The sequence below is a fragment of the Saccharopolyspora sp. NPDC002578 genome (assembly GCF_053592695.1).
The window spans coordinates 1-17,045 of record NZ_JBSFWJ010000071.1 but is presented as its reverse complement, the minus strand read 5'-3'; the positions used below and the strand labels follow the sequence as shown (position 1 = coordinate 17,045).

At 67.1% G+C, this 17,045-nt stretch carries 13 protein-coding genes; 6 read left to right on the top strand and 7 right to left on the bottom strand.

Features of this window, described 5'->3' with window-relative positions:
• Positions 1-85: 85 nt before the first annotated feature.
• On the top strand, positions 86-2,578 hold the full coding sequence (locus ACWD38_RS25135) for a hypothetical protein (RefSeq protein ID WP_450125042.1): 2,493 nt from the start codon (positions 86-88) through the stop codon (positions 2,576-2,578).
• A complete protein-coding gene (locus ACWD38_RS25130; protein WP_450125041.1) occupies positions 2,575-2,952 on the top strand; it encodes a hypothetical protein in 378 nt (125 codons plus the stop codon). Before ACWD38_RS25135 ends, ACWD38_RS25130 begins: the two co-directional genes overlap by 4 nt.
• Here the strand turns inward: ACWD38_RS25130 and ACWD38_RS25125 are convergent.
• Positions 2,941-3,171 carry a zinc finger protein gene (locus tag ACWD38_RS25125; RefSeq protein ID WP_243790800.1) on the bottom strand — a complete coding sequence of 77 codons (231 nt, stop codon included), beginning with the start codon at positions 3,169-3,171 and terminating at the stop codon, positions 2,941-2,943. The genes ACWD38_RS25130 and ACWD38_RS25125 overlap by 12 nt on opposite strands.
• A 219-nt stretch (positions 3,172-3,390) precedes the next feature.
• Between ACWD38_RS25125 and ACWD38_RS25120 the strand changes: the two genes are divergently transcribed.
• Positions 3,391-4,251, top strand: coding sequence for a helix-turn-helix domain-containing protein (locus ACWD38_RS25120; RefSeq protein ID WP_450125040.1), 861 nt, complete (start codon positions 3,391-3,393; stop codon positions 4,249-4,251).
• A gap of 20 nt (positions 4,252-4,271) precedes the next feature.
• The gene (locus tag ACWD38_RS25115) at positions 4,272-4,478 is read left to right on the top strand and encodes a DUF397 domain-containing protein (RefSeq protein ID WP_450125039.1); all 207 of its coding nucleotides are present in this window, start codon (positions 4,272-4,274) and stop codon (positions 4,476-4,478) included.
• 21 nt (positions 4,479-4,499) lie between these two features.
• On the opposite strand, the gene ACWD38_RS25110 is transcribed toward ACWD38_RS25115, so the two are convergent.
• Both ACWD38_RS25110 and ACWD38_RS25105 read right to left on the bottom strand, forming a co-directional pair.
• Positions 4,500-9,215, bottom strand: coding sequence for an Eco57I restriction-modification methylase domain-containing protein (locus ACWD38_RS25110; RefSeq protein WP_450125038.1), 4,716 nt, complete (start codon positions 9,213-9,215; stop codon positions 4,500-4,502).
• Entirely contained in the window at positions 9,212-11,938 is a 2,727-nt protein-coding gene (locus tag ACWD38_RS25105; protein ID WP_450125037.1) for an SNF2-related protein, read from the bottom strand. Before ACWD38_RS25105 ends, ACWD38_RS25110 begins: the two co-directional genes overlap by 4 nt.
• A 517-nt stretch (positions 11,939-12,455) precedes the next feature.
• On the opposite strand from ACWD38_RS25105, the gene ACWD38_RS25100 reads away from it, so the two are divergent.
• On the top strand, positions 12,456-12,917 hold the full coding sequence (locus ACWD38_RS25100; protein ID WP_450125036.1) for a hypothetical protein: 462 nt from the start codon (positions 12,456-12,458) through the stop codon (positions 12,915-12,917).
• Positions 12,918-13,039: 122 nt separating this feature from the next.
• Entirely contained in the window at positions 13,040-13,600 is a 561-nt protein-coding gene (locus tag ACWD38_RS25095) for a ferritin (RefSeq protein ID WP_184483874.1), read from the top strand.
• 98 nt (positions 13,601-13,698) lie between these two features.
• Here the strand turns inward: ACWD38_RS25095 and ACWD38_RS25090 are convergent, their stop codons facing one another.
• The 4 genes from ACWD38_RS25090 to ACWD38_RS25075 all read right to left on the bottom strand — a co-directional run bounded on the left by ACWD38_RS25090 (position 13,699) and on the right by ACWD38_RS25075 (position 16,784).
• Positions 13,699-14,208, bottom strand: coding sequence for a hypothetical protein (locus ACWD38_RS25090; protein WP_450125035.1), 510 nt, complete (start codon positions 14,206-14,208; stop codon positions 13,699-13,701).
• Entirely contained in the window at positions 14,208-14,783 is a 576-nt protein-coding gene (locus ACWD38_RS25085) for a SigE family RNA polymerase sigma factor (RefSeq protein ID WP_450125034.1), read from the bottom strand. Before ACWD38_RS25085 ends, ACWD38_RS25090 begins: the two co-directional genes overlap by 1 nt.
• Before the next feature lie 137 nt (positions 14,784-14,920).
• Entirely contained in the window at positions 14,921-15,868 is a 948-nt protein-coding gene (locus ACWD38_RS25080) for a DUF5926 family protein (protein WP_450125033.1), read from the bottom strand.
• Positions 15,869-15,959: 91 nt separating this feature from the next.
• The gene (locus ACWD38_RS25075) at positions 15,960-16,784 is read right to left on the bottom strand and encodes a glycerophosphodiester phosphodiesterase family protein (protein ID WP_221315957.1); all 825 of its coding nucleotides are present in this window, start codon (positions 16,782-16,784) and stop codon (positions 15,960-15,962) included.
• Positions 16,785-17,045: the final 261 nt, after the last annotated feature.

Genomic DNA, 17,045 nt, shown 5'->3' with positions numbered 1-17,045 from the left:
AGGCATTCGGAGGCTTCGATTGCTCCCTCTCCGTATGGTCGTTGTCGATCATGCGTGAGCGAGGGGTGTTCGAGTGCGCCGGGCGATGAGCTTGCGTGAGATCCGCGAGGAGCTGCTGGCCGACGCGGACGATTCCGCGGGCGAGGTGTTGCAGGCCGCCGTGGAGCTGTGCCGTTCTCGTATGCGGGTGGAGGACGCGGATCTGGGCGACGCCCTGTCGTTGGGGAGTTGGCGGCTTCGCCTGGTGCGGATCGGTGGTTTCCGGGGCGCTGCCAACGGTTCTTCCACTCCCCCGCTGGAGTGGGCGTTGCCAGCTGCTTCGGATGTGGTGATCGTGCACGCGCCGAACGGTGCCGGGAAGTCGACGGTCGCGGATGCACTGCGGGTGACGTTGCACGGCGGTACCCGGTTCTGCCCGTCGTTCGTGACGGAGGATCTGCGCAAGCAGGTCCCGGTGCATCGGGATGCGGAGCGCGCTCGGGTCGACGTCGGTTTGGAAAACGACAGCGGCCACCGCCTGGATCTGCGCTGGGATTCGCATGCGGGCGGGGAGTCGTGCACGGCGTCGTGGTCGATTCCGGGCACCACCGAGCCGGAGCGGCTTTCGGTGGGCGGTTTGTGGCGCGAGACGGTGTCGGCGCATCGCCCGGTGATCAGCTACGCGGAGCTGGATCACGAGCTGCGCGACGCCGGGCGGTTGAGCGGTTTTTTCACGCAGTCGTTGGGTTTGGGCGAGTTCTGGGCGCAGTTGCACGCCATCACAGCCGCCGAGTCGGCGCGGGCGGATGAGGCGGCGGCGGAGTGGGAGCGGCTGCGGGCGCGGGCGGCCGTGGAGTTGGACAACGTGGATCTGCTGCTGGCCGATCAGTATCCGGGCACCGAGCCGCCGGAATCCTTGTCCCCGCCCACGGATGTGGCGGCTGTGCCGGCGTGGTTCGCCCGGTTCTTCCCGGACATGCCGTCCGACGGCCGCCTTCCCGAGGGGTCGGCGTCGGCTCCGCGCAACCAGGTCGAGCCGGAGCTGATCACCCGGTTGTCGCAGGTGGCGGACGACGCGACGCTGGCGTTGCGGGACTATCGCCGGTTGTGCACGTCGGTGGCGGATTCGTCGTTCGCCGGTGGGGCGCTGGACGCGGTGCGGCATCTGCTGGACATGACTTCCAGCGGCGGCCACGATGCGGCGTGCCCGGTGTGCTCGTCGCCGTCGCGGGGCTGGCGCGAGGTGGCCGAGGAGTCGGTGCGCCGTTCCCGCGCGATCGACGAGGAGTTCAAGGTGGTCCGCCACCATTTCGCCGAGTTGCGGGCGATTTTGGCGGACGAGGTGTTGCCGCATGCCCGGGCGGCGGGCGAGGGCGATTTCGTGCGCGCTCTGGCGCCGTTGCGCACGTCGCGCCGGCTGGACAGCGATCAGGACGCGCTGTGGCGTGCCGTGTCCGCGGTGCTCGACGAGCCGGGTCTGGTGGACCGGTTGCGGGAGTTCCTGCGGTGGCTGGCCGAGTCGAGCGACGTGTCCGCGTATTGGCATGCAGAGCGGTTCCGGGTGTGCGCGCCGCTGCTGCGTTTTCACTTGCGCGACGGGGTGTCGGCGTTGCGGCGGGATTCGTGGCGGCGCGCGCTGGCCCAGTTGGAGTCGACGTATCAGCGGGTGCGGGACGAGCGGGTGCGGGCGATGGAGCACGCGGTGGAGCCGCCGATGCGGGCGTTCTTCGCGGATGCGGGTTTCGACCGGTTCGGCATCGAGTTGTCCGGTGGGTTGGCGTCGGCGGAGCGGGCGGCGTTGCGGTTGGCGTTGTCGGGCCGCGAGGTCACGACGGGTTCGTTGTCGGTGGGCCAGTTCAACGCGCTGGTGCTGGCGATGTTGTTCGGCACGGGCGCGGCGGGGCCGTTCGGCTTTCTGGTGCTGGACGATCCGGTGCACGCGTTCGACGACATGCGGATCGCCGCGTTGTGCGAGCAGGTGCGGGAGCAGTCCGGCCAAGGCCGCCAGGTCGTGGTGTTCACCCACGACGACCGGGTGGTGACGCGCCTGCGCGAGGAGCATCCGGCGGCGACGACGATGCGGCTGGAGCGCGACGAGCGCGACGAGTTGTCGATCACCGATGTGACGCATCCGTGGCAGGCGCTGGTGGGTCATGCGACGGAGTTGTTGCAGCGGAACACATCGGGACCGCTGTCAGAGTCGTCGGTGAAGTTGTTGTCGCTGGGTTTCTGTCGGCAGGCGTTGGATGCGGCGCTGCGCGAGGTCGTGCTCGGCTGGACGCGCGGAGATCCGCAGGCTCGGCGGCAGTTCGACAAGAAGCACACCACGCGGGAGTCGGTGCGGTGGGTTCGGCAGAAGGCCCCGGCGGGCAACCCGCAGTACGCGCTGTTGGAGTCGTTGGAAAACGATGGCGAGTGTTTGAATGATCTCAACGCCGCCGGTCATGGAAACCTGGCGGAGTTGTCGGAGGTCTCGGTCGAGCGGGCCTGGTCGCGGCTGCGTCGGGTCGCACGGTTCTGCGCCGACCTCACCGGCGAGCCCGCTCCGCCGGGTTCCACCACCGAGCCTGCGGCTGCGGCCGGGGCGGGTCCGGGGTGAGCGGCGGCGAGCTCGCGCGGATCTGGGCGGAGCTGCGGGAGAGCGGGATGGATCCGCTGCTGACGAAGTTGTCGCAGGTCTTGCTGCTGCGCACCCGGATTGAGCGGGTGGTGGAGCGCATTCCCCGCGAGCATGTCGCCAGCGGCGGGAAGAGAAACGTGCCGGAGCGGTTGTGGGCGGTGGCGGTGGCCGCCGAGCCGGAACGCCGCGCGGAGGCGTTGACCGTGGTGCGGGCGACGCGGCGGATTTACCGGCACACCAGCGATTTCCTGCACGCGCGTTCGGCGTCGGTGGCGCCGTCCGACGCCGAACTGGCCGCGTGGCACGAGACGCTCACCGCGCTCGAAGCACTGCTGCCGGAGTCAGGATCGTAGTTTCTGTCGCAGGTCAACGAGGTTCCTGGCCTGCCGTCCGCAGTCCTCGCACGTCGGATCCAGCCAGTCCACTTCGGACGGTTCGACGAGTACGTCGCTGAGTCCGCACAACGCGCTGCGCTCGTCGCCTTCCCGAGGCGGCCGGTCCGGGCTGAACGCGTGCCGCTCGCCGCGCATCGGCCGCCAGTACACGACGAGACCTGAACTTCCTCCGAGCACGACGAATCGCCTCTCGAATCACCGGGATGAGCAAGGGAGAGCGGCGACCCCGGCCCCGGCCAGGTCGGGGAGGGGGTCGGTTCCGGGGCCGCCGCCGACAGTGACTCAGAGTGGGCTATCGTCACTGTCTGACACTTAACCTAGATCCCGGCGAGCGAATTAGCTAGCGCCTTGCCGAGCTTGAACCTGATCGAGTGATCGACTGCGAGGTGGTCGCACATGGCACCGAGTTCCCCGACCGTCGCCAACTGGGCTTTGGGCCGCAGAATCCGCGAAAAGCGCGAGGGCGAAGGACTTCCCGGCGGCGAGAGCGCGCAGCGCATCGGCATCACGGCCGCGTTCCTGTCCGAGGTCGAGAAGGGCAAGAAGAACCTGTCGCCGGAGCGCATGGAGACACTGCTCGACGCCTTCGAGTTCAGCGACGAGGAGAAGGACGAGCTGCGCGCACTCCGCGACGAAGGCAGCCGCCGAGCCTGGTGGACCGGCTACAGCGCCCTGTTCAGCAACGAACTCCTCCGCCTCTTCGGCCTGGAACACGGCGCGGAGAGCATGCAGAGCTACGACAACACGATCATGAACGGCCTGTTGCAGACCGAGGACTACACACGGGCCATCATCGAATCGGCCGCACCCAACATTCGCCTTGCCGAGGCGGACCGCCGAGTACAGGCCCGCATGATCAGGCAACGCCGACTCACCAGCGACGATCCGCTCCGCCTGAGCACCGTCGTGAGCGAAGCCGTGCTGCATCAGCAGATCGGCGGCTCCCAGTGCCTCAAGGCACAGCTGGAACACGTGGTTCGGCTCATCGAAGCCCACCCGGACACTCTCGAAGTACGCGTCGTTCCGTTCGCCGCGACCGGTCATGCCGCCATAGGCGGATCGTCGTTCCTGCTCTTGAACTTTCCGAGTGGGCGCCTGCCAACGATGTTGTGGCACGAGACCGTCACCTCGACCAAGCTCACGTCGGCACAGCTCACCGTTCGCGAACACAGCATCGCGTTGGACGGAGCGGCAAGCAGCGCCTTGAGCAGAGACGACTCGCTCGCATTGATCAAGAAGACTTCCGGCGATCTGTAGCCGGATCTACAGTGCAACACATGAACACCAGCGCGGGCCGCACGTCACGCATCGCCGGAACTTGGCGAAAGTCCAGCCGCAGCGCCAACAACGCGCACTGCGTCGAGGTCGCCGTGGCGGCCGAGGTGGTCGGGGTGCGGGACACGAAGGACCGCACCGCCGGCACCCTCACCTTCCCCCGCCGGCACTGGACGAACTTCCTCACCACCCTGCGCTCGGACCACTGACCCGAGCGCAGGGCACACCTCTCAGGACCGGGCCGCGAGACGCTCGCTGAAGCGCTCGTGCGCCCGAGTCATGTCCTTCTCCCGATCCACCCCGGTGAACGGCAGCTCGTACCGCCCGAGGTCGGCCCGCGCCCCGCGCTTCTCGTAGTCCTTCAGCACGTCATTCGGCACCTGCCGCCCATTGGCGTCGAACCGCATCGCCTTCTCATACTTCCGCAACACGCCGAACTGCGTGCGGTAAATCGTGCACAACTCCTCAGCGGTGATATCCAACATGATCGCCGCCAACGCATCAATCTCAACCAACGCCTGCCGCCGATCAAAATCAACCCGCAACGGCGTACTCATCTCCCACTCCGGCCCCACATCCCCCAACGCCGGCCGATCAGTGAGGTCGTGGGTCCATTCATCTTGCCGCCACTGCTCGTCGAACAGCTCCTGCCACAGATTTTCATAGTGCCGCGTTAAGCAATTCAAACGCAGCGCACGCAAAACCAGTTCCGCCTCAAGCGCATGACCACGGATATGCGGAAATCTACCGACAAACTCAGATTGAACCTTCGATACGCCAGAAACCTTCACCAAGAAATCCAAAGGCAGCGAAGCCCACATTCCCACCGCGACAGCTAAATCATCTAAATTAGTAGTCGCCAAAGAGTGGACCACATGCACATGAGTCGGCCCTGGGGGAATCAACGCGGCATGCAGCGAACGCGCCGTAGAGGAATCAACCATATTCCTCCAGAATATACGGAAAAAAGAACTAGAGGAAACGCCGCCCCACTTTTTATAAGAATCTTCAAACCTATCTCTCGCTGTCGACCTCCGATAGGTAGTCGCAGGTATAAACCATTCCGAAATTTCGCCCAAATCTGTCGAAGTGTAATCCCGCTGACTCTTCATGCTGGACCGGGGCTGCTTAGCCAACGGGTGAGAAACTCCAAAGTGTGGCCCCTGTATGATCACGTCCGCTAGCGAATCAGGCGTGCCCGGTCCAGGAGCGAAGTAACCATCATTTCGGGCGTCATCTTCCTTCCAGCCAGCCGTCCAACGAAACCCGACTTTTTCGAATCGCGAAGAACTGGCCAACTTTTCCAGTGTTGCCTGACTGGATTTATTGACAGGGCGAAGCATCCGGGCACACCGAGAATCATCTCCCGATTCTCCAGTCAATTTGGACCAAGTAGCCAAAGCTTTGTCATCGACTTCAATCACCCGACCATAATGGGGTCGCATATCCCACTTATCGTCCTCGTCACGAAGACCTGGCTCAGCCGAATAATCGTCAAAATGGACTAGCGAGCGATCGATGGTGTCCGGGTGATACACAGATGACACATTCTTGAACGACGGCCGCGAACGCATGCCCCCGTAGACATGAACCCCGTATTCGTTCGTATTGCTAATCTCAAATAGTTTCAGCTGATTCCTAAATTGCCAGTGCCGACGCAGTCGCCGATAAGCCATTCCGCGAAGGACTTCCGCGCGAACCTCAGTGAAATGCGTCTCCGGATGAATGAGTCCCACAACTCCCTGGCTGCCTATTGAGCGCCAGGTGCGTTCCATAAAGCATCGATACAAGTCAGGCTGCCCAGCAAGAACCGGCCTATCTACATGACTATTAAGATGCTCATTTAGTCCGGCATTGGAAGTTCGCTCACCCAGGTAAGGCGAAATGTAACCTCCCTGGATAACTCTATTCCTCCGGCCTAAATTTTCCTCTTTTTTGGAGCTCTCAGAGAAAGTGAACCACGGATCCACTTCGGCCAATATCAGCTCATCATCCCAGGTCGGCCTAACCCAAGGCGGGTTCCCCACCTGCAAGTCGAACCCTCCGCGCGTGAAGATCCCCGCGAAGTCGAGTTCCCAGTGGAAGAAGCCCTCGCGCTCTGCGATCTCCGTGCAGGTCTCTAGCCACGGATGCCAGGACAAAGCCTGGTCCACGTCGGTCATGCGGAACCAGACGCGTTGTTCGTGTTCGGCGTCGTCGAGGTCGGCCCACTGGGTGCGGGTGCTGAACAGGCTGCTCTGCGGGGTGTCCTTCTTGCTCTCCGCCTTGTACGCGACTCCGAGGACGGCTTCCAGGCCGTCCAGCCAGTCGTCCCAATCCGGTGGCTCGACGGCGGTCGTGACCGGCCAGAACCACAGCGCGCACCACGCGTCCATCGCCAGCCGCAGGCGGCGGTAGGAGTTGTTCTGGTCGTTGAGGAACCGTTCGACCTGCTCGCGGGTCACTCCGTTGCCGCGTTGGGCCAGGTCCGCTGCTCCCCACACGTCGGCCTGGCGGCTGATCTTCTCCTCGGCGATCTCCAGCCGCTGCGCGGCCAACGACCACAACGCCTCCACCCGCTCAGCTAAGGCGTACAGCCGTTTCCGCTGCGTCTTGCTCGGCGAACGGCGGACCTTCTTGCGCCAGTCCTTCAGGTCCTGGGTCGCGTCCGGGGCGAGTTCCTTCGCTTCCTTCGTGTCGGCGACCGCTCCCCAGCCTTGGGCCGGCAACAGGAAGTGGTGCACCTTGCGGGCCTCCAGCGCGCCCAGCGGCACGTCACCGCTCAACGCCAGGTCCGCCGGGACCTCCTTCAACCAGGAGAACGTTTTCTCCGGCGGCACCTCGTACACCGCGCGGCGGGCGCCGATCAGCGAATTGCCGCGCTTCAAGTGCAGGCCGAACCACGGGGCGCGCAAACCGGAGTGCATCGCGTTCAGCCACAGCGACACCTCCGCCAACTCCCGCGCCGTCGCGTTCAAGTCCACGCCGTAGCACTGGTGCAGGCTCAGATACGCCTTCACCTTCTGCAGCTCCAGCGCGTACTGCTCCGGCGGGATCTCCTCCCCGGCCTCCTGCTGCGCCCGCTTCAAATACTCCTCGGCGAGCTGATTCACCGCCTCGATCAGGAACGCGCCCGAACCCAGCGCCGGCTCGCACACCGTCAACTCCAAGATCCGCCGCGCCGGAGTCCGCTGGTCGTCCTGATCCAGCAGCTCCGCCAGCGAATGCTTCACCACGCACCGCGTCAACACTTCGGGTGTGTAGTACGAGGCGCTGCGCTGCCGCTCCCGGCCCGATAATCGGAACACGAACGAACCCCGCTCGTGCCTGCGGTTCACCAGCTCACCCGTCTCCGGGTTCCGCACCTTCACGAACACACCCGGATCCAGCGCCTCCAGCTCACGCGCCTGATCCGTGGTGACCACCCACGTTCCCTTGCTCGGGTCGCCGCCCTTCGCGACCTCGTACAAGTCCTCCGTCGCCAAGAACCCGCTGTAGGACATCAAGCCCTCGTACACCGCGCCCAACTGGTTGATGCCCAGCTGCGCGTACGACACGAAACCCGCGTCCCGGCCCTTACCCGGCTTCGACAGCAACAACTTCCGCAGCACCAGCTGCAAACACTCGTTGCCCAAGCCGACACCGCGGATCACCTGCCGCTCCGACCCCCACCGTTCGTCCACATCGGACGGTGCGTCGATCAGGCTGATCGCGCCGTCTGCGAACAGATCCGCGCGCAACGCCTCAAAACGCAGGCCAGCGCCGTCGCTGCCCGGCTCGTGGCCCTGGTCGACCAGGCGGAACAACCGGTGCAACGACTCGTACAGGTGGGTGCCCTCCAGCGAACGCGGATCCGTGAGCTCCACCAACGCCAAATCCCGCAACCGGTCCAAGCCGTAACCATCAACGTACTCCGGGGCCTGCGACGGCAAAATGCCCAGCTCCGGACGCGCCTCCGCGTACAACAAGAACAAGATGCGGTACAGGAACCGCAACGCCTGGCGCTGCAACAACATCGGCAGCGCGGCGTTCTTCGGCAACCCCTCGGCCACCTCTTCGACCTTCAAACCCGCGCGGCGGCGACGGGCGACGATCTCGTTCGCCACCAACTCCACCGACTCGCGCACGCCCTCACGCAAATCCTTCGACACACCCACCGCGTGCTTCACCGACTCGTCCAGCACGCCATCCCAGCCGCACGAACCATCCGGCCCCGGCACCAGCGCATCCGAACCGACCAGCGCAGCGACCGTCTCCAACTCGCCGGCCACCTTCGCATCGCGGCGCTCCGCGGCCGTCGCCACATCCACCGCGACCCAACGACCCTCCGGCCACCGCTGCCGCTCCGTCAGCAACAACCAGCCGCCGGCCTGCACCAACACCCAATCCGGGCGCTGCCGCTCCTCCGCCGCGAACAACGCCGAAATCACCCGCGCCGTGCCATGCTCCGGCTTACCGTCGATCAACGCGGGATCGAGCAACCGGCCCGCGCCCGCAGTCTCGCGCTCCGCGTCGCGCGCCGAATCCGGCTGCCAATCCAGCACGTCCTCGACCGTCGCCGCGTCCGCCGCCTCCAACACCACCAAGTGCAAGCCCGACGCGGTGCGCACCGGCACCGCCCGCACCTCCACCTCCGCGCCACGCCGCTGCACCCGCACCGGCTCCGGCACCGAATCGACCGAGCCATCGCCGTCCGACGCGCCACCACCGGAAACGAAACCCAACGCCACCCGCAGCCTGCGATACAGCTCCGGCAACTCGCCCGCACGACCCTCGCGCGCCGCCGTCAACGACGACACCACCGAACCCGCCACCGACAGCAGACCGCTGCGCGGCGTCGCGACCTTCAGTTCCTCGCGCTCCGCCCACGTCTTGCGCAACGTCCGCACCCGCGCCGGGAACTGCTCCACCAGATAGTGCTCCGAGACGAACTCACCGGACACCACGATCGAATCGAACGAACTCAACGCTGCCCCTCCTCTGCCCGCTCACGCGGAACGACGACCGCCAGCACCCGCACACCCGGCGTGCCGCTCGACCACAACCCCTTAAGCGACGCGCGCACACCCTCGCCCACGTCGTTGATGTGGTCGAGTTCCTTCTTGCGCTGCTGCGGTTCCCTGTTCTCGGCACGCTTCCGGCGCTGCGACTCCCACCGCTCCAACTCGCCCTCCGCCTGCCACACCGGGGCGAACAGGACGTCGCTGTGCTTGTCCTCCACCCGCTTCAAATGAGCCCGCATCGCCGCCACCCCCTTCGGCACCAGCCACTGCCACTCGTGCGGCTCCAGATCAAAACCCGGATTCACCCCGCGATGGCGGACGCCCGCCCGCTCCAAGAAATCCAGCGCATCCGACTCGCCGATCGGCCCCGAACCCTCATCGATGAAGCCGAAAGCCCAGTTCGTCGCGCTCACCACCTGACCACGGGCGTTCGTCAACGTGCCCTGCACCAACACCGTCGGCAGCTCCGTCTCACCCACCACCAGCGGAACCTGATTCCGGCCGATCCGGGCCAGCGCGCGGTCACACGCCCAATCCAGCACCGGATGCAGCGGCCCCAGGAAATGCGCCTCCGGCCACAACGTGCCCGACTCCTTGCGCTCCTTCGCGCGGTCCAAATACCACTGGCCCGTCTTGCGATTCGTCGCCAGCAACAAGCGCTCCGTCACCTTGCGGTCCGCCAAATACGACTGCGGCAAAGCGCGCAACCTGCGCACCAGATCCGGCGGCGGCGTCAACCGCACCCACGACGAATCCTCCGCTTCCTCCCAGCCCACACCGCCCTGCCGGACCGAATCCGCCGGATTCGGGTAGATCTCCCGCAACGCCTCCCGCAGGAACTCCACGTCCTCCGCGAACAAGTGGTGCCCCACGTCGAGCTCCGGGCCGCTCGGCGCCTTCTCGTCACCCCGCGCCAAGATCTGCTCGAAGAAGTCGAGATCGTCTACGGCGACATCCGGGACCGTGACATCCAGCTCCTGATCCCCTAGCAGGACCTTCGCGACCTCGTCCTCCTCCGCTTTCACGCTGTGCTTGCTCATCAGCGAAGCCGCATCGCCCAGCGCCTTGTGCGCCGCATGCTCCTTGTCCAGCAACCGCGTCAACACCCGCACATCGCCGGAAAAACGGTCATCCGACGCGGTCAACGCCAACGCCGTGATCTGCGGCGGATGATGCTGGCCGTACCGGTCGATGCGGCCGTTGCGCTGCTCGATGCGGATCAAGCTCCACGGGATGTCCCAGTGGATCATGTGGTGGCACTGCGCGTGCAAGTTGACGCCCTCACTGGCCACGTCACCGGCCACCAAGACCCGCAACGGGGAATCGGCCAGCTTGAACTGCTCCACCACCCATTGCTGCTGAACGTCCGGCAGGCCGCCGTGCAACGTGTCGAACGCCGACTTCGGCATGCCCAGCGCGGCAGGCAGATCGCGCGACAACCGGTTCAACGTCGCCAGCCGCTCGCTGAACAGCACCACCCGGGTGTCCTTCCCAGGTCCGACACCGATCTCGCGCAAATAGTCCACCAGCGCCGCGAACTTCGACTCCCCCGCCTGCTCCACCTCAGCTGCCAGCACATCCAGCCTCGTCAACGCTTCGGCCTCCGGCCGCGGGCGATTCCTGTTGCGGTTCCTGACGGTCTCGCGCAACGCCGACGCCGAAGACAAGAACGCCTTCGCCAACGTCCACGGGAACAAGCGCTCGCCCCTGCCCTCCATCGGCGACCGCCCCGACTCCGGATACAGCCACGTCGAGGACAACTCCGCGATCACGGCCTCCTCCGCCGCATTCGCCCGCACCGCCAGCACCTTCGGATCCGGGCGCTCCGCCCAGTCATCCCCGACCTCCGCCGCGACCTCCTCAGAATGCCGGTGCCGCCGCACGAAAAGGTGCGCGATGTCCTCGACCCGGTACTCGTCCGGATCCTTGATGGCCGTCGGATCGAGCAGGTTCATCAGCTCCGCGAACGACTCCTTCTTGCCGTTGTGCGGCGTGGCCGAAGCCAAGATCAACGCATCGGTGCGCGGAGCCAGCACCCGGGCCAAGCGGTTGTTCAACGTGCCCGAGTTCGTCAAGTTGTGCGACTCGTCGATCACCACCGCGTCCCAGCGGTGATTCTCCAAATGAGCTCGGTACTTCTCCGACTTCAACGTGTCCACCGACACGATCACCTTGCGGAAGAACGTGAACGGATTCCGGCTCGACGGCAACTGCCTGCGCACCCGCTGCAGACCATCGGTGTCCAGCCGCACCAGCGGAATCGCGAACCGCGTCCACAGTTCGTGCTGCATCTGCTCCAGCACATGCCGCGGCGTCACCACCAGCACCCGCTCCGCCCGGCCACGGCGCGCCAGTTCGGACAGCAACATCCCGATCTCGAGCGTCTTCCCGAGTCCGACCGCATCTGCAATCAGGATCCGAGTGCGCAGGTTCTCCCCCGACAACGCCTGCGACACCGCCTGGCGCTGATAGTTCAAGTCATCCAACAACATCCGGTGCGACACCAGCAGCCGGTCGTCGTGCAACGGCGCCGCGGTCTTGCGCAGCACCGCCTCCAGCCACAGCCGAGTGCGGCGGAACTCCGGCGAATCGTCGCGCACCAGCTGCGCCGACTCCGGAGCCAGCGGCCGGACCTCGTCCAAATCCGTGAGGAACGTGGCCTCCGCGTCCCGGACCAGCTCCGACACTCCCGTGCAGCGAACCGAGAAAGCGCCGGACGATAAGTGCTCCGCCTGCTTCACCAGCCACTGCTCGTCCCTAACCTCCACGATCGAACCAGGCGCGAAACCGTCCGTACCGGCATGAGCCGTCATCCGAACCTCCATTGATCCATCGTGCCGGAGACTCCCGGGCCGTAGCCCCGTGATGTCGCAGGACGTCGCCCGAACGTTCCAACATCGATCCCGGCCCACACAGACCGTGATCAACAGTCGGGCGCGTGATGTTCGGCTGCCACCCTGGAGGCATGGGATTCGGCATCGCGCATCGAGAGGAACCGGCGTTCAGCGAGTTCGGGTTGCGGGTGGAGCAGGCGCGGATCGGCAGGGGCACCGCGCCGGTGATCGTGCCGGTGGTGGACGGGCGGGACCTGTTCGGCGACGTGATTCCGGTGAAGGGCGTCGGGCGCGATCCGGACGACCTGCTCGGGCGCAACAGCCCGCTGTGGCCGGCCGAGTGGCCGCACCAACCGCCGACCACGCTGCTGTGGCGGTGCGACTGCGGCGTCGAAGGTGCGGATTCGCCAGTGCGCGGATCGAGCACGAGCGGTTCGGCAATGATTACGACCACATCGTGTGGACCGATTTCACGGTGCACTGCCTCGGGGATGCCGAGCCTCCCGGGGAACTGCGGTTCCACACCCGGCAATACATCGAGGAAATCGTTCGCGGCCATGCCGATCGCACGTGGGAGACCAACCTCAGGCGCACCGCGCGAGAAGTGGCCGCGGCGCTTGATGCCGACCCCGGCATCCTCGGGCGGTGGGATTGCGGCCTGCGGTGGGCCAAGCAGCACGGGCAGGCCGATCAGGTTTACCTGCTGGTCACCGACGGAGCCGCCGAGTACTCGACGGCCTACGACGGCTCCGAGGAAGCAGCGGCGATCATCTCCCGGCTGCGTACGAACGATCCCCGCGAGGATGCCCGACAGGTCTTCCACAGACCCTGATGAATCCACTTAGGATTGCCTTGCCGCAATAAGGCAAAGTAAACTTAAGGAAGGTTCGGCGAACATTCCCAAGGGTTGCCTGATGAATTGCGAGGTGTCAATTGGAGCGTATTCTTCGAGCCATGACCACGACCGCCAAGAAGATCCAGCCGCGCGAATCCCGTTTCCACCAGCTGCTGCAGGACCAGGTGCGCAACGAACTCACCGCCTCGCAGCAGTACCTCGCGGTCGCGGTGTGGTTCGACAACGAGGACCTGCCGCGCCTGGCCGCGCACTTCTACCGCCAGTCGGTCGAAGAGCGCAACCACGCCATGATGATCGTGCAGTACCTGATGGACAACGACATCAAGGTCGCGATCCCGTCCATCGAAGAGGTCCGCAACGACTTCACCGAGACCCGCGAACTCGTCGCCCTCGCCCTGGAGCAGGAGCGCGAAGTGACGCAGGAGATCGTGACGCTGGCCAAGGCCGCCCGCGACGAAGGCGACTACCTCGGCGAGCAGTTCCTCCAGTGGTTCCTCAAGGAACAGGTCGAAGAGGTCTCGCAGATGTCGACGCTGCTGGCCGTCGTGGACCGCTCCAACGGGAACCTGTTCGACGTGGAGAACTTCCTCGCCCGCGAAGCCGTCGGCGACGAAGGCACCGACCCGACCGCTCCCCCGGCCGCAGGCGGAGCGCTCTGACACCCGCTCCCACCACGAACGACGGCCCCGGCGCACCTCAGCGCCGGGGCCGTCGCACGTCCACCCCCGCGAACCCGCGGCTCGGCTCGGTGCGGCGGTCAGTCGGGCTCGCCGGAGGGCTCGGTGGGCTGGGTGCTCGGCTCCGAGGACGGGGCCGAGGTCGGCGGCTCCGAGGGTTCCGAGGACGTCGTGTCCGGTGCCGACGTCGACTCGCGCAGGATCGAGAGCCGTTCGCTGGTCGGATCCGAACCGTACGGCGGCACCACGCCCGAATCCGGCGAACCGGGCTCCGGCCCGTGCGGCGCGTTCGGGACGAACGTCGAGGTGACGTCCGGGAGCGACGGGTCTCCCGGCGACCGCTCCGACGTGCTCACCACCGGCGGCACCGCCGGGCGCACCAGGTCCGGCGAGGGCCGCGCAACGAGCACCGCGCCGCCGCCCACCAGCACCGTCATCGCCAGCGCGCCGCCCACCGCGGCCACCGTCGTCTGCCGCTTCCGCCGCCGTCGCGCGCCCGCCACCAGCGACCACTCCGCGCCGGTGCGCACCCGCACGTCCAGCCGGTCGTCGGCGAACATCCGGTGCAGCTCGTCGTCGAGGTCGCCCATCACACCCCACCGCCCTCGAAGACCGGGCCGAGCTTGCGGCGCAACGACGCCAGCGCCTTGCTGGCCTGGCTCTTCACCGTTCCCGCGCTGACCCCGAGCGTCTCGGCGATCTCCGCCTCCGACAAGCCCTCGTAGTAGCGCAGCACCACCACCGCGCGCTGCCTCGGCGGCAGACCGCGCAACGCCTGCCACAACGGCTCGTTCTCCAGCCGGTCCGGCGACTCCGCCGCCGGCACGTCCGGGAACTCCGCCAGCAACGTCTCGCGGCGAGTGCGGCGCCACCGGCTCACGTGCGTGTTCGCCATCGCCTTGCGGACGTAGGCGCGCGGCTCGTCGCACTGCTGGCGGATCTTCGACCAGCGCGCGCCGACCTTCTCCAGCACCGTCTGCACCAGATCCGCCGCGTCGTGCGGATTTCCCGTGAGCGCGTGGCCGTAGCGCATCAACCCCGGCAAGGCGACGCGCACGAACTCCGCGAAATCGTCCTCCGTCGCCATGTCCCCTTGACGTGCCGGGCGTGACCAACCCACCTGCGCCTCGGAAGCGGCGCGCACGGCGGGCAACTGAGCGGTCACGCCGCCTCCCCTCCACGACCTGTGCTGCGGAAGGACACGCCCGATCCGGCCGAGCGGTTGCCGGAACCATCCGAGTTCACTCGGACGGCCCAACGACGCGGGCGCCCGCACCTCGGCGGACGCCCGCGCTCGACGGGTCAGCGCAAGGTGATCTGGCGACCCCGGAGGCCGTCGCGGGAACGGCGCTCGGCGGCGTCCAACGGCGTGGAATCCAGCGAGTTCAACGCCGCGGCCAAGCGCTCGCCCAAGGCGGCGGCGGGCTCGTTCCACTCGCGCGGGTGCTTGTCGCGGTCCAGGTCCCACACGGGAACGAGGACGCCGTGGGCGCGGAACGATCCGGCGAACTTGCTGTCCTCGTCCAGCGCCAGCTCACCGCGCGCCGCGAGGCGGGCCAGCGCGGCCAGCAGCTTCTCCTCCGGCTCCGGGCGCACCCAGCGCAAGTGCGCCTTCTCGCCCGGGTCCACCCAGTACGCCGAGCGCGCGCCCTCGGCCGACAACCGCTCCGTCGGCATGATCGCGGCGTTCGCCCGCTCCAACGACAGCGCGACGTCACCGGTGGCCTCGGTGCCCTCCGGCAACCACCACGAGAAGTCCTCGTGCAGCACGACCTCCAGCTCCGCGGCCGGGTCGATCAGGTCCTGCAGCCGCGTCGGCACCTCGGCCTGCGCCGGCTCCGGCCCCACCACCGGCAGCGACGCGCCCTGCTCCGCCTGCTGCACCCACTCGATCGCGCGGGCCAGGTCGCGGCTCAGATCACCCGAACGGGTCTGCACCTGGAGGCCGACGAAGGCCTGTCCGTCGGTGCGCCGCACCGCGGCCGCCGCCATCGGCAGCACCGAGGCGACGGTGACCTCGGAACCGTCCCGCAACGGCAGCTTCGCCGTCGCCGACGGCACGAACTCGCGCAGCGCGACCAAGTCGCCCTCCGCGGCGAGGCCCTCGAAAGGCCTGGTCACGATCACGTCGGCGGAGCCGCCCGCGGCACCGTGGCACGCCTTGTAGCGCTTCCCGGACCCGCACGGGCAAGGCTGCCTCGGGCCGACAGCTCCCTCAGCGCGCTGGGTCGGGGCCGTTCGCTTCGACACTCGAAGCCTCCTCGCTGGGTGTGATTGGACCCACCGACGCTATCGAGCCGCCCCCGGACCCGACGTTCCGGGTCAACCCACCCGCGGGTTCCTAACCGGGAGAGCCCGCCAGCCGCGCCCGCGTCGCACCCGGCCGGTTCGTCGCCACGAACCGCACCCCGGCGCGGCGGCACAGCTCCACGTCAGCCGCGTCGTCCACCGTCCAGCAGTAGGTGTCCCGGCCGCGCGCCGCCAACCGACGCGCCAACCCCGGATCCCGGCGCAGCAACCGGACGCTCGGCCCCGCCAGATCCGCCCAGCGCGGCAACTCCCCCGCCCGCACCGCGCGCGACGCGCGGTCGAACAGCAGCACCGTCGGCACCCCCGGCGCGTTCGCGCGGAACCGGCGCACCGCCGCCGCCGAGAACGACATCATCACCACCGGCGAATCGTCCTTGTGCGCGGGCGCCGAAATCCCGTGCCGGGCCAGCGCGGCCGTCAGCTTCGCCTCCACCAACCCCCCGTAGCGCACCGGGTGCTTCGTCTCCGCGAACAACCGCACCGGGCGGGACTGCGCCCGCACCAGGCCCAGCAGCTCGTCGAAGGTGAGGATGCGGCGCTGCGACGCGCCGCCCACCGGACTCGCCCGCGGCTCGAAGACCAGGTCGTCCGCGGAATCCGGCAGCTCGTGGTGCCACTGCGCGAAGTCCAAGCGGGACATCGCGCCCAACGTCAGCTCGCTCACCACGCCCCGGCCGGTGGACGTGCGGTCCACCCGGCGGTCGTGCACGCACACCAAGTGCCCGTCGCGCGTCACGCGCACATCGCACTCCAGCGCGTCGGCGCCCTGGTCCAGCGCAACCTGGTAGGCGCCGAGCGTGTGCTCGGCGCGTTCCGCCGACGCTCCCCGGTGCGCGACGACCTCCTGCCCACCCATACCCGGCATTATCCCGTGATCCTGTGTTTCGTTCTCGGCCTGTGCAGTGGTCGGGTGGCGGAACCTCAGTTGCTTCCTTTGATCTTGTCTTTCCAGGTGAACGACGTTGTTGATCGTTGTCCTGTCAGCGGCGGAGCCGCTGAGCAGTGACCAGCTTGAGCACAACGACCACCGGCGGGTTCTCAGCGGCTTCCTCGCGAGGACAGCGATTTCGCCGTGTATCGGACATACATCAGAAATCGATCCCGCAGCGAGGAAGCC

What these genes read in the sequence shown, in the direction of transcription:
- ACWD38_RS25095 (WP_184483874.1), top strand. Translation starts at nt 13,040, where the DNA reads ATGACCACGACCGCCAAGAAGATCCAGCCGCGCGAATCCCGTTTCCAC.
- ACWD38_RS25075 (WP_221315957.1), bottom strand. Translation starts at nt 16,784, where the DNA reads ATGGGTGGGCAGGAGGTCGTCGCGCACCGGGGAGCGTCGGCGGAACGC.
- ACWD38_RS25115 (WP_450125039.1), top strand. Translation starts at nt 4,272, where the DNA reads ATGAACACCAGCGCGGGCCGCACGTCACGCATCGCCGGAACTTGGCGA.
- ACWD38_RS25120 (WP_450125040.1), top strand. Translation starts at nt 3,391, where the DNA reads ATGGCACCGAGTTCCCCGACCGTCGCCAACTGGGCTTTGGGCCGCAGA.
- ACWD38_RS25135 (WP_450125042.1), top strand. Translation starts at nt 86, where the DNA reads ATGAGCTTGCGTGAGATCCGCGAGGAGCTGCTGGCCGACGCGGACGAT.
- ACWD38_RS25090 (WP_450125035.1), bottom strand. Translation starts at nt 14,208, where the DNA reads ATGGGCGACCTCGACGACGAGCTGCACCGGATGTTCGCCGACGACCGG.